Below are 12,745 nucleotides of genomic sequence, written 5' to 3'. Positions count from 1 at the left end.
CACAAAAGGCGTAGCGTAGGGAGCGTCCTCACGTTTAAGGCGAGCCGATCATGCACGGAAGCATCCATCTGTTCGAGCGCCTGCCGCAAGTCGACGCCTATCCGCGTCCGGCGAACGACTATGCGCTGTCTTCCGTGCGCACGCGCCCGCTGGTTGGGCTGATCCGCAACGCCCGCAGCCACCGCAACGAACATCGTCCCGAAGGCGAGGCCCTGCCCGAAAACGTGCTGCTGGCAACGCCGCGCCGCCGCAGCGAACTGATCGGCGTGCTGGCGGATTTCGCGGAAAAGCGCGTGGATTACATCGCCATCGACGGCGGCGACGGCACCGTGCGCGACGTGCTGACCTGCGGCGCGGGTGTGTTCGGCGACAGCTGGCCGATGCTGATCGTGCTGCCTGGCGGCAAGACCAATGCCCTGGCGCTGGATATCGGCGTGCCGACCGACTGGTCTCTCGACGATGCGCTGGCTGCCGTGCAGCGCGGCGGCATCGTGCGGCGGCAGCCGCTGGTGGTGGCGCAGCGCGACAACGAGCGCGCTCAGGTGCGCGGTTTCGTGCTGGGCGCGGGTGTATTCAACCATGTGATCACGCTGGGACAGCGCAGCCACGATCTGGGTGCCTTCAACCAGACGGTGGTGGCGATCACGACTGTCTGGAGCGCTGTTCAGGCAATGCTGGGCCTGCCCGGCAACAAGTGGCGCACCGGTACGCCGATGCGGATCCGCAGCGCCGATGGCTCCGAGTTGCCGCATTGCGGCGGCCTGCCGGAAGACGAGCGATACCTGCTGTTCGCTTCTACCTTGCAGGCCTTTCCCGCCGGACTGGATCCTTTCCGCGATGTGCAGGAACCGCTGCAGGTTGCGGTGATCGACAATCCGGGCCGCCGGCTGCTTCTCAGCCTTCCCTCGATCTTCCGTGGCACCAGCAGCGCGGCGACGCGCCGCCGTGGCTACCACGCCTTCGGCGACAGCGCGGTGGATATCGATCTGGGAGAGGCCTTCATTCTGGATGGCGAAGCGTTTCCCGCCGGACAATACCGTCTGTCCGCCGGGCCCAAGCTGCGCTTCGTCGTACCGTGAGCCTGCAGTCGCGCGTCGGCGCGGCGCTGTCTAGAAGCGTCGAGCCAGCGGTCTCCGCCTTCGCGGAGAAGCTGGCGGGAGAGGCCGGCGCGATGGCCGTGCTTTTCTACGGATCGAACCTGCGCACCGGCAGCCTCGAAGGCGTGCTGGATTTCTACGTCCTGACTCCCGGCGCGCCTGAAAAGCGGCTGTGGCCCACCGTCTCCTACCGCGAATGGGAGCACGAGGGCGAAACGCTGCGAGCCAAGATCGCCACGATGACGCTGGCCCGTTTTGTCGCGGCGGCGCGGGGCGAGACGCTCGACACCACGATCTGGACGCGTTTCGTTCAGCCAAGCGCGCTGGTGTGGAGCCGCGATCCCCTGGCCCGCAGCCAGGTGGCCTCCGCGATAGAGGCCGCCGCCATCACCGCCGCCCGGCTGGCCGTGGCCGTGGGGCCGGACAGCGGTGTTGAAGCGGAATACTGGCGCGAGCTGTTCCGGGCCACCTACCGCGCCGAGTTCCGGGTGGAGAAACCGGGCCGCGAGGATTCCATCCTGCAGCTGAACCCCGATCACTTCGATGGCCTGCTGCCCGATGCCCTGGCGGCAGGCGGCATCCCTTTCGGCCGCGACGGCGCGGTGCTGACCCCGCGCATTACCCGACCGGAGCAGCAGCGCGTGCAGGCCTGGTGGAAAAAGCGTCGTCGGCTGGGCAAGCCGCTGAACATCGCCCGGCTGGCGCGGGCCACGCGCACGTTCGACGGGGCGGCGCGCTATGCAGCCTGGAAGGTGGAGCGGCACACCGGCGAGAAAATCGCGGTCACGCCATTTCGCGAGAAGCACCCGATCCTGTCGGCGCCTGCCGTGGCCATCCAGCTGTGGCGGGCGAAGCGCCGGAACAGGGACTAGCGTCGGCGATCAGAGATAGCGCATGCGGATCGACATCGGCAGCACTTCGCGGCCGATGGAAAAGCGCGTCTTGTCGATGCCCGGCTTGCCCAGGTTGAAGATATTGATGCTGGGATTGTTCGACATGCCGCCGCCATCGCTGGAGATGTCGGTGCGGCCGTTGTTGTTCTTGTCGTGGCGGATCGCGATCGCATAGTTGCCGGGACGCGGAACCGGCATGCACACCTGCATGGTGCCGCTGCGCGCGGGCAGTTCGATACGGTTGATCCACCTGCCGCGCTCCAGCCAGTCGGCATCCGTGCCCGGATAGAGCTGGAAGCGCATGGTGCCCGACGAACCCTCGATGTTCGTCACCTGCAGCCATACCGCCGGGCCCTCGCCCCGGCAGGGCGCGACCGAATGGCGGATTTCGTTACGATACTGGGCGCTCGCAGGCGCGCTCAGGCCAAGGGCGATGGCCGCGGCTGCGGTGATGCGAAGGACTGTCTTGATCATCGAAAAAGTCATACCTCTTGACCAGCACGAAAGGCGAGGGTCCGCAACACGCGAGCCGGATTCCGTATGCGGTCGGAAAATAGCTGTTGTTTCCCGGCCCTTGCCGCTGACGCACTGAACCGCGGCTTAAGAATTAGCCGTTCGCTTGACCAGTCGCAGGCATGGGGCATAGCGCCGCAACACTGGTGGAAAACGCCGCCGCTGCCGCTTGTTACGCGATTCGCGCACCTTTAGTGTGGAAATACTGACCATGGCCCGCCCACTTATTTCACCCTCGATCCTGTCCGCCGACTTTGCGAAGTTGGGCGAGGAAGTGCGCGCCATCGATGCCGCGGGCTGCGACTGGATCCATGTGGACGTGATGGACGGGCATTACGTTCCCAACCTCACCATCGGCCCCGCCGTGGTGAAGGCGCTGCGTCCCCATTCGGAAAAGACATTCGACGTGCACCTGATGGTCTCGCCGGTGGATCTCTGGATCGACGAGTTCGCGCAGGCAGGCGCCGACATCATCACCGTTCACCCCGAAGCCGGGCCGCACGTGCACCGCAGCGTGCAGGCGGTGAAGGCGGCTGGCTGCAAGGCGGGCATCTCGCTGAACCCGGGCACGCCTGCCAAGATGCTGGACTACCTGCTCGAGGAAATCGACCTGGTACTGATCATGAGCGTCAATCCCGGTTTCGGCGGCCAGAGCTTCATTTCCTCGCAGTTGCGCAAGATCGAGGCGGTGCGCAAGATGATCGACAAGGGCGGGCATGACGTCCTGATCGAGGTGGACGGCGGGGTGAACCCGGATACCGCGCGGCAATGCGTGGATGCCGGGGCCGACGTGCTGGTTGCGGGCAGCGCCACCTTCAAGGGCGGACCGGATCGTTATGCCGAAAACATCGCCGCCCTTCGGGGCGAAGGAGGAGGTGGCCGTTGAACGCGCATTCCGCCGAGCTTGCCGGCAAGGCCCGGCGAAACCTTCGGGACGATACCGCCGGCGATAACCATGGCGGCACGCGGGAAAAGGCCGGCCAGCTGGCCATTCCGCTGGGAGAGGAGCCGCGCGAGGACCTGATCGACGACGTTCCCGGCGATGCCGCAACCGTCGATCGCGCAGACAATGGCCGGGTGGAAGACCTGGCCAAGAGCCGCGCGCTGGTGGTCACCGATTTCAGCCCGCCCTCGGCATCTCCCAGCGAAAGGCTTATGCGGCTGGCATTCCAGCTGGGCGTGTCGCATTCCACCATCGTCGCGCCCTTCCGCAAGCCGCTTCGCCCACGCCTGCAGGCGCGCGTGCAGTCTCCGCTGGAGGGAGACCGCGCTGCCGGAATGGCGCTGCGTGCGGGGCATTTCTACATTCATGGCGTCAAGGCCCCGTTCGCGCAGGTGGACATGGGGCCGCTCGGCAATCTCAGCTCTCCGTTCGAGCGGGTGGTGCAGGGCTTCACCTGGCTGCGCGACCTTGCCAGTTCGGGCACTCCGCCGCAGTGCCGGCAGGTGGCGGAACGACTGCTGGTTAGCTGGCTCGACGCCAACCCCGTCATCGGCAAGGGATCGGCTTGGAAGGTGGAGAATGCCGGGCTGCGACTGATGTCGTGGCTGGTCCACGCGCCCTTGCTGCTGTCGGGCAGCGACCGGGCGCTGCGAGATCGCGCACTTGCTGCCATGGCCGATACCGCGCGCTGGCTGGATCGCAACGCCGGCAAGGCTGACGATCGGCTGGGCGAGATGACCGGATGGTGCGCCGTGATCGCCGCAGGACTGCTGCTGCCGGAAGGCAAGCCGCGCCGTCTTTACGGGGAGGCCGCCCTTGCGCGCGCCCTCGGCGAGGCGGTGGGCGAGGATGGCGGACTGCTTTCGCGCAGCCCCGATGCGCAGATGCAGGCAATCGCCGGGCTGGTGGACCTGCGCGCGTGCTATGCCGCGGCAGAGCAGAAGCCGCCGCAGCTGCTGGATACCATGCTGCACATGCTAGTGCCGCCGCTGCTCGCGCTGACGCACGGCGACGGCGGACTGGGCAACTGGCAGGGCAGCGGGGCTACGCGCGCCTCTCGCCTGTCCGCACTGATCGGGGCGAGCGGAGTGCGCGCGCGCCCGCTGAAGGATCCCAGCGGCTGGGGCTACCAGCGCGTCACCGCCCGCAAGGCTACTCTGCTGCTGGACGGGTCGCCGCCGCCGCTCGGCCGCCATGCGCGCCACGGCTGCGCCTCCACCCTCGCCTTCGAATTCAGCCACGGCGAACACCGGCTGGTGGTGAACTGCGGAGGCGCGGCGCTGGCGGGCGGCCAGGTGCCGGTGCGTATCGAACAGGGCCTGCGCGCCACGGCGGCCCATTCCACGCTGGTGCTGGGCGATGCCAATTCCACCGCCGTGCTGATCGACGGCAAGCTGGGCCACGGCGTGGGCGAAGTGGAGATCGACACCCGGCAGGTGAAGCTGGAGAACGGCAGCGCCACCCGGCTTGAGGCAAGCCACGATGGCTATGCCGCACGCTTCGGCCTGCTGCACCGGCGCATCCTGATGCTGCGCGACGACGGGCAGGAACTTCGCGGAGAGGACGTGCTTATCCCCTCGGGTCGAAAGGGCAAGCGCGGCAAGGTGCCCTTCGCCATACGGTTCCACCTGGGCCGTCACGTCGAAGCCAGCCTTGGCGACAGCGGCCGCCATGCCAGCCTGGTGCTGCCCGACGGCAGCCTGTGGCAATTCGTCAGCGGATCGGAAAGCCTGCAGGTCGAAGAGAGCCTGTGGGTCGATGGCAATGGCCGGCCGCATCCGGTACACCAGCTTGTGATAGAGGGATTCGCCTCGCGCGGCGGCGGTAATTTCGCCTGGCTGCTCAAACGCATGGGATAGATTTCTTGGCATGACTGATGTTGCGATCAAGCGGGCGCTCCTCTCGGTGTCCGACAAGACGGGTATTGTCGAACTGGCCGGCAGGCTTGCGAAAGGCGGAGTGGAACTTGTCTCCACCGGAGGCACCGCGCGGGCGCTTCGCGATGCCGGGCTGGACGTGTTGGACGTTTCCGACATCACCGGCTTTCCCGAGATGATGGACGGCCGAGTGAAGACGCTGCATCCGGGAGTCCATGGCGGCCTGCTGGCCGTGCGCGACGATGCCGATCACACCGCCTCGATGGACGCGCACGATATCGGCGCGATCGACCTGCTGGTGGTCAACCTCTACCCGTTCGAGGAAACCGTGGCCCGCGGCGCCAGCCGCGAGGACGTGGTGGAAAACATCGATATCGGCGGCCCGGCCATGGTGCGATCGGCCAGCAAGAACCACCGGTTCGTCACCATCGTCACCGATCCGGAGGACTACGGCGAACTGGTGGAGGAACTGGCCGAACACGATGGTGCAACGACGCTGGCGTTCCGCACCCGCATGGCGGCCAAGGCCTTCGCCAAGACCGCCAGCTACGACGCCGCCATCGCCAACTGGTTCGCATTCGGCGATGCCTTCACCAACCCGCTGGGGATGGAGGCGCTGAAGGCCACCCCGTTCGTCGACAAGATGCCGCTCGCTTTCACGAAGAAGGACGAGCTGCGCTACGGCGAGAACCCGCACCAGTCGGCGGCGGTGTACCTGCCGCAGGCCGCGGGCACGCAGGGCATTCCGCAGGCGGAGCAGGTGCAGGGCAAGGCGCTGTCCTACAACAATTACAACGATGCCGATGCGGCGCTGGAACTGGTGGCCGAATTCGCAGGCGGCGACCCCTCCGTGGTGATCGTGAAACACGCGAATCCGTGCGGTGTTGCACAAAGCTCAAGTCTGCTTGAGGCATGGCAACAGGCGCTTGCCTGCGACCCCGTTTCGGCGTTCGGCGGCATCGTTGCCGTCAACCGTCCGCTCGATGGCCCGACGGCAGAGGCGATCTGCGAGATCTTCACCGAGGTGGTGATCGCGCCGGGCGCGGACGATGCCGCGCGAAAGGCCTTCGCCGCGAAAACGAACCTGCGCCTGCTGCTGGTGGACGACCTGCCCCGGCCCGAACGCCCCGGCTTCCAGATGAAGACCATCGCCGGCGGGATGCTGCTGCAATCGCGCGACAACGGCGTGGTGGGCGCGGACGATCTGACGGTAGTCACCAACCGCAAGCCTACCGACCAGGAAGTGGCCGATGCGCTGTTTGCATGGAAGGTGGCCAAGCACGTCAAGTCCAACGCCATCGTCTATGCCAGGGATGGCGTGACGGCGGGGATCGGCGCGGGACAGATGAATCGCCGCGATTCCTCTCGCATCGCAGCGCTGCGGGCGCGCGAAGCTGCCGAGACCGCCGGATGGGAAAAGCCCCGCACCGTGGGAAGCGCCGTGGCATCAGACGCCTTCTTCCCCTTCGCCGATGGTCTGCTCAGCGCGGTTGAGGCCGGGGCGACGATGGTGATCCAGCCGGGCGGCTCGATGCGCGACGAGGAAGTGATCGCGGCCGCCGACGAGGCGGGAATTGCCATGGTGTTTACCGGGATGCGCCATTTCCGCCACTGAGCGGCCACATCGGCCCGGATCGCCGTGGCACACGACAAGTCGTTGCCACGGTGCGGCGAACTCCGGGCGGTTTTGTCCAAAATTCAGTCCCTCGAAAGCAAGTGTGATCTAGTTTCAGAGATGAAAACGCACACTTACGACCGACTGGACCGATACCGATGGAACTGTTCAACGCCGAACTCTACCGCTCCTTCCTTGCGGGTTTCGCAGTAACCGCTGTAATACTTGCAGCGAATATCCTGCCGCAACTCGGAGGACTCTAATGACTATCAAGTCGATTCTCGCAGCCGCCGCGCTTGGCCTTTCGGCCTGCGCACTTCCCTCGACCGCCTTTGCCGAAGAGGTGTTCGATGCGCCGGTCGCGGCGCGACAGGCCAACGAAAGCGGCCTGCAGACCGCAATCTTCGCGGGTGGCTGCTTCTGGGGAATCGAAGGTGTGTTCAGTCATACGCGCGGCGTGACCAGCGCCGTAGCAGGCTATCACGGCGGCAGTGCGGGCACCGCTACCTATCGTCAGGTCGTTTCCGGCTCCACCGGCCACGCCGAAGCCGTGCGGGTAACCTACGATCCGTCGGTAATCCGATACGACCAGCTGCTGCAGATCCTGTTTTCCGTGGGTGCGGACCCCACGCTGCACAACCGCCAGGGCCCCGACCGCGGACCGCAGTATCGCGCCGCCATCGTGCCCGTCACCGACGAACAGCGTGAAGTGGCGGAAGCCTACGTCGCCCAGATGGGCCGCTCCGGCGTGTGGGATCGTCCAATGGCCGTGGCCGTCGAGCGCCACCGTACCTTCTACGAGGCGGAGGAATACCACCAGGACTACATGCTGAAAAACCCGCAGAGCGCCTATATCCGGCGCTGGGATGCGCCCAAGGTGGAAGCGCTGGAGGCGAACTTCCCGCAGTTCTACCGCGCGCGGTTCCGTACCGGCTGACGGCACAAGGGCGCAACGCGATTGCCGTAGCGCGCGCCGCTTCCTATGTAGGACTTCATGGCAACGCAGCACAAACATCACGAACATTCAGGCGACCGCCTGGTCGACGAGGCGGGCCGCGTGCTTGCCGACGCCGGAGAGCAGTGGACCGCCATGCGCGAGGATGTGTTCCGCGCCCTGGCCGATCAGGAGCGTCCCGCCAGCGCATACGATATCGCCGAGGAAGTCGGGAAGCGTCGCGGGAAGCGCGTTGCCGCCAACAGCGTCTATCGCATTCTCGACCTGTTCGTTCGCACCAACCTGGCGAACCGCATCGAAAGCGCGAACGCCTATCTCGCCAACACCCATCCGGGCTGCCGCCACGACTGCATCTTCCTGATCTGCGACGACTGCGGCCAGGCCGACCATTTCGACGACGACAAGCTGACCGATGCGCTGCGCAATGCAGGCGGAGCGCACGGATACACCGCGGTTCGCCCGGTAGTGGAATTGCGCGGCCTGTGTGCCGATTGCGCCGGTTGAGAGGCCACGCGTTCATCTGCCCTACTCGTTCATCGACAGGCCCGATTTGGCGGGGTAGGAAGGGGCGATGACAAATCGACCTGATACGCCGCTTCTCGACACCGTCGATACTCCCGCAGACCTCCGAAAGCTCGATTCCGGGCAATTGCGGCAGTTGTCGGATGAATTGCGCAGTGAAATGATCGATGCCGTCGGGTCCACCGGCGGGCACCTGGGCTCCGGTCTCGGCGTGGTCGAGCTGACAGTTGCGATCCACTATGTCTTCAACACGCCGGAAGACCGGCTGATCTGGGACGTGGGCCACCAGGCCTATCCGCACAAGATCATCACCGGTCGCCGCGATCGCATCCGTACCTTGCGGCAGGGTGGCGGCCTCTCGGGCTTCACCAAGCGCAGCGAGAGCGAATACGATCCCTTCGGCGCGGCGCACAGCTCCACCTCGATTTCCGCCGGACTGGGCTTTGCCGTCGCCAACAAGCTGAACAACCAGCCCGGCAAGGCCATCGCCGTGATCGGCGACGGCGCGATGAGCGCCGGCATGGCCTACGAGGCGATGAACAACGCCGAGCAGGCCGGTAACCGCCTGATCGTGATCCTCAACGACAACGACATGTCGATCGCCCCGCCCGTGGGCGGTCTTTCGGCCTATCTCGCCCGCATGGTCTCCAGCAGCGAATACCTGGGCCTGCGCTCGCTGGCGTCCAAGGTCGCGGCCAAGTTCTCGCGCCGGGTGCACACCTCGCTCGGCAAGGCGGAGGAATTCACGCGCGGCATGGTGACCGGCGGCACCCTGTTCGAGGAACTGGGCTTCTATTACGTCGGCCCCATCGACGGGCACAATCTCGATCACCTGCTGCCGGTGCTGGAAAACGTGCGCGACAGCGAACAGGGGCCGGTGCTGGTCCACGTCGTCACCACCAAGGGCAAGGGATACCACCCCGCGGAAACCAGCGACGACAAGTATCACGGCGTACCCAAGTTCGACGTCGTCACCGGAGAGAAGGCCAAGTCCAAGGCCGGTCCTCCCGCCTACCAGAATGTGTTCGGCGAGACGCTGGCCAAGCTGGCGGAGACCGACAAGCGCATCTGCGCCATCACCGCCGCCATGCCCAGCGGCACCGGCGTGGACAAGTTCGCCAAGGCCCACCCGGAGCGCGCCTTCGACGTCGGCATTGCCGAGCAGCACGGCGTCACTTTCGCGGCAGGACTGGCGGCGCAGGGCATGCGGCCCTTCGCGGCGATATATTCCACCTTCCTGCAGCGCGCCTACGATCAGGTTGTGCACGACGTGGCGATCCAGAACCTGCCCGTGCGCTTCGCCATCGACCGCGCCGGACTGGTCGGGGCCGACGGGGCCACCCATGCCGGTTCCTTCGATGTCACCTATCTCGCCAGCCTGCCCAATTTCGTGGTGATGGCGGCTGCCGACGAGGCGGAACTGGTGCACATGACCTACACCGCAGCGGAATACGACGAAGGCCCGATTGCCTTCCGCTATCCGCGCGGCAACGGCGTGGGCGTCGAACTGCCCGAAACGCCGCAGAAGCTGGAAATCGGCAAGGGCCGCGTGGTCCTTGGCGACGAGAAGAACGGCAAGGTCGCCATCCTCTCGCTCGGCGCGCGGCTGGCGGAAGCGAAGAAGGCGGCCGGCGAACTGGAGGCCAAGGGCCTTGCCACCACGGTTGCCGACATGCGCTTTGCCAAGCCCATCGATTCCGAACTGATCCGCAAGCTTGCCGCCACGCACGACGTGCTGGTGACTGTCGAGGAGGCCGCGATCGGCGGCCTGGGCGCGCACGTACTGACCATGGCCAGCGACGAGGGGCTGACCGACGGCGGGCTGAAAATCCGCACCATGCGCCTGCCCGACGTCTTCCTCGATCACGACGATCCGGTGAAGCAGTACGACGCCGCGCGGCTCAACGCGCCGCACATCGTGGAGACGGTGCTGTCGGCGCTGCGGCATAATTCTGCCGGGGTGGCGGAAGCGCGGGCCTGATCTTGCCCGCGCGCCGGAGCTTCGGGCGCATGGTCACATCTGTCGTCGTCTTCCTGGTCGTCGCCTACGGCGCAACGCTGCTGGCGGTGTACGTGCTGCAGGGGCGACTGATCTATCCGGCACCCCCGGTTCGCAGCGATGCGCCGAACGGCTTCGAACACGTCAGTTATCGCACGCAGGATGGGCTCGCGCTTCGGGCAGGCTATCTCCCGGCGCGGGAAGGCAGGCCAACCCTGCTGTTCTTCCACGGCAACGGCGCCAGCTGGCAGTCGACGTCATACGTGACCGCCGACCTCGTCGCGCGCGGGTTTGGCGTCCTCGCCGCCGAGTACCGGGGCTACAACGACAATCCCGGCTCCCCGTCGGAGGCGGGTCTCTACCGCGATGGCCGCGCTGCCTATGACTTCCTACTGGAGAAGGGCATTTCGCCCGGCGATATCGTGCTGGTCGGCAATTCAATCGGGTCGGGCGTGGCCACCCACCTCGCCACCGAAGTCGAAGCGCGCGCACTCGTGCTGATCTCGCCTTTCGACAGCCTCGAGGAAACGGCTTCGCGCAGTCTCCGCTGGCTGCCGGTGCGGCAACTGCTGCGCGACCGCTACGACAACGCCGGAAAGTTCGCGCACCTCACGCTGCCGATTCTGATCCTGCATGGCGAGGACGATACGCTGATCGCACTCGAACAGGCCGAGGCCCTGGCAAGCTCGCATCCCGACACGCGCCTTGTCACCTATCCCGGCTGGGGCCACGATCTCGTCGTTCACGAGCCGGTGCAGAACGAGATCGCCGCCTTCGTTTCGGTCTCTTGAGCCTCTGCCGGGCGCAGGACGTGTCTGGCCGCCGGAGCGCAGTCCGGGACCGATCATCAGGTCACTTGACGCTACGTGTGTTATAGAAATAATACACGCAAATGAGCCTCCTCCTTTTGGCCGCCGCTGCACCGGTGCTGCACTACGTGCGGTCCAACAGCGATGGCACCGAGCCCGAAACCGTCATCGTCTACGCCGATGCGCCCGGATCCGTTCGCGTGTTCAAGGGGCGCGAGCCATGTACCAGTGCCGCCTATGTCACTGCCGAGCTCGATCCCGTGTCGGGGCAGACGCGATCGTTGGTCGGCGGGCGGCTGGGACGCGATCTCAATCAGGATGCGGCGGCGTGGTTCTCCAGCCCGGTCGGTCGGGCGCAGGTACGATTGGGCTCGCCCGAGAGCGATCCGGTCTTCGATATCGCGGTCAGCGACAGGTGGTTCCTGTACGATTTCGATTTCGCCGACTGGATCGCGCAACCGCCTGCAGAAATCCTTTCAAGAGAGGATATCTCCCGCGAAATGATCCTGCTGCTCACCGGGGAGGACGAACCGACAATGAGCAGCCGCGGAACCTTCAAACTGACCTATGCGGGAACAGGCGAGGTAGAGGGCAGGGGTTTCGTCTACTACCGCGCTGGCGGTCCGGCGCTGGGCGGCGAAACGGGCGCCATGTGGTTCGACGCCGACGACGGGCGCTTGCTGGCGGCGCGGTTACCGCTCGCCAATCACGCGGAATATTCCGACTTTGCCTATCACCTCGTTCGCCGCGAGGAGGGCGAGGGTGCATGGCGGGCCGCTCTGGCGTCCCACTGGGAAGGCTGCCCCGCTCCTGAGGAGTCCTAGCCGATCCACCGCCAGGCGCCGGCCGGAATGCCTGCCAGGGCAATGTGGACCCATGTCAGCGCAAGCCATCCGGCAATCGCCGCCAGCCACAGCACCCAGCCTGCCGAAAGGAGTTTGCCCCATTTCGGCCAGTAGCTGGTCTTCGCTTCCCAGCTCTGCCACGCCTCGCCCATCAGCGATTCCTTCTTGCGGTCCTGCAGGTGCGCGCCGACCAGGGCGAGCACGAGAATGGCGAGGGCGACGATGTTCGTGCGCCAGCTCCACCACAGGACGATGTGCGCGAACGCCCAGAGGGCGAAGCTCCACATCATGGGGTGGCGCGTGACGGCAAAGACGCCGGTCGGCTCGCGCGTGGCGGCGACCTTCTCCGCGCCGGGCGCGGGCAATGCGGGATTTGAGCGGAAGGAGCCGAACAGCAGCACGACGGCAACCGCCGTCAGCACGCTGGCGACGATCCAGCCGATCACGCCGCTGCCGCCCAGTGAGGCAGGCGGAGCCTCCTTGAACGCCTCGCCCATCCAGTAGAGGCAGGCGAGGGCCACGACCGAATAGAGGCCCATGAAGCCATTCGCCCCCAGCAGCCGGACAAGCGGCGCGCGGAGCGGATGCGAAAGGGCGAAATGGGTGCCGACAAGAGCAGTGCTGGCGGCAACAAGCGCGGCGAGTGACGGGTCCATTACGCACGTCTCCTTCGGTCG

Annotated in this window: 12 protein-coding genes; 10 read left to right on the top strand and 2 right to left on the bottom strand. The window is 66.1% G+C overall.

Annotated elements, in window-relative coordinates:
* Positions 1-50 precede the first annotated feature (50 nt).
* Together AAA989_RS06505 and AAA989_RS06500 are read left to right on the top strand one after the other, a co-directional pair.
* Positions 51-1,079: a diacylglycerol/lipid kinase family protein gene (locus AAA989_RS06505; RefSeq protein WP_338241942.1), complete on the top strand. Its 1,029-nt coding sequence runs from the start codon at positions 51-53 to the stop codon at positions 1,077-1,079.
* Entirely contained in the window at positions 1,076-1,969 is an 894-nt protein-coding gene (locus AAA989_RS06500; RefSeq protein ID WP_434781428.1) for a hypothetical protein, read from the top strand. Before AAA989_RS06505 ends, AAA989_RS06500 begins: the two co-directional genes overlap by 4 nt.
* A gap of 9 nt (positions 1,970-1,978) precedes the next feature.
* On the opposite strand, the gene AAA989_RS06495 is transcribed toward AAA989_RS06500, so the two are convergent.
* Positions 1,979-2,464 (bottom strand): DUF2141 domain-containing protein, encoded by a 486-nt coding sequence (locus tag AAA989_RS06495; RefSeq protein ID WP_338241941.1) that lies wholly within the window; start codon positions 2,462-2,464, stop codon positions 1,979-1,981.
* A 250-nt stretch (positions 2,465-2,714) separates the two neighbouring features.
* On the opposite strand from AAA989_RS06495, the gene rpe reads away from it, so the two are divergent.
* The 8 genes from rpe (at position 2,715) to AAA989_RS06455 (ending at position 12,047) form a co-directional block, all read left to right on the top strand.
* Complete coding sequence (gene rpe / locus AAA989_RS06490; RefSeq protein WP_338241940.1) at positions 2,715-3,389, top strand: ribulose-phosphate 3-epimerase; 675 nt, start codon at positions 2,715-2,717, stop codon at positions 3,387-3,389.
* Entirely contained in the window at positions 3,386-5,305 is a 1,920-nt protein-coding gene (locus tag AAA989_RS06485) for a heparinase II/III family protein (RefSeq protein WP_338241939.1), read from the top strand. The genes rpe and AAA989_RS06485 overlap by 4 nt, the downstream gene beginning before the upstream one ends.
* Before the next feature lie 10 nt (positions 5,306-5,315).
* Positions 5,316-6,938 carry a bifunctional phosphoribosylaminoimidazolecarboxamide formyltransferase/IMP cyclohydrolase gene (gene purH, locus AAA989_RS06480; RefSeq protein ID WP_338241938.1) on the top strand — a complete coding sequence of 541 codons (1,623 nt, stop codon included), beginning with the start codon at positions 5,316-5,318 and terminating at the stop codon, positions 6,936-6,938.
* A gap of 262 nt (positions 6,939-7,200) precedes the next feature.
* Positions 7,201-7,875: a peptide-methionine (S)-S-oxide reductase MsrA gene (gene msrA / locus AAA989_RS06475; RefSeq protein ID WP_338241936.1), complete on the top strand. Its 675-nt coding sequence runs from the start codon at positions 7,201-7,203 to the stop codon at positions 7,873-7,875.
* A 57-nt stretch (positions 7,876-7,932) separates the two neighbouring features.
* Positions 7,933-8,397 carry a Fur family transcriptional regulator gene (locus tag AAA989_RS06470; RefSeq protein ID WP_338241935.1) on the top strand — a complete coding sequence of 155 codons (465 nt, stop codon included), beginning with the start codon at positions 7,933-7,935 and terminating at the stop codon, positions 8,395-8,397.
* Positions 8,398-8,464: 67 nt separating this feature from the next.
* Positions 8,465-10,396 (top strand): 1-deoxy-D-xylulose-5-phosphate synthase, encoded by a 1,932-nt coding sequence (gene dxs / locus AAA989_RS06465; RefSeq protein ID WP_338241934.1) that lies wholly within the window; start codon positions 8,465-8,467, stop codon positions 10,394-10,396.
* A 29-nt stretch (positions 10,397-10,425) separates the two neighbouring features.
* The gene (locus tag AAA989_RS06460) at positions 10,426-11,205 is read left to right on the top strand and encodes an alpha/beta hydrolase (protein WP_338241933.1); all 780 of its coding nucleotides are present in this window, start codon (positions 10,426-10,428) and stop codon (positions 11,203-11,205) included.
* Positions 11,206-11,306: 101 nt separating this feature from the next.
* A complete protein-coding gene (locus tag AAA989_RS06455) occupies positions 11,307-12,047 on the top strand; it encodes a hypothetical protein (RefSeq protein WP_338241932.1) in 741 nt (246 codons plus the stop codon).
* Here the strand turns inward: AAA989_RS06455 and AAA989_RS06450 are convergent.
* Complete coding sequence (locus AAA989_RS06450; RefSeq protein ID WP_338241931.1) at positions 12,044-12,724, bottom strand: NnrU family protein; 681 nt, start codon at positions 12,722-12,724, stop codon at positions 12,044-12,046. The two genes, AAA989_RS06455 and AAA989_RS06450, sit on opposite strands and share 4 nt — an antisense overlap.
* Positions 12,725-12,745: the final 21 nt, after the last annotated feature.

This window comes from Aurantiacibacter hainanensis (assembly GCF_036321025.1).
GTDB classification, from domain to species: domain Bacteria; phylum Pseudomonadota; class Alphaproteobacteria; order Sphingomonadales; family Sphingomonadaceae; genus Alteraurantiacibacter; species Alteraurantiacibacter hainanensis.
Note: the sequence above shows the minus strand (reverse complement) of the source record. Positions and strands in the feature narration are given on the sequence as shown.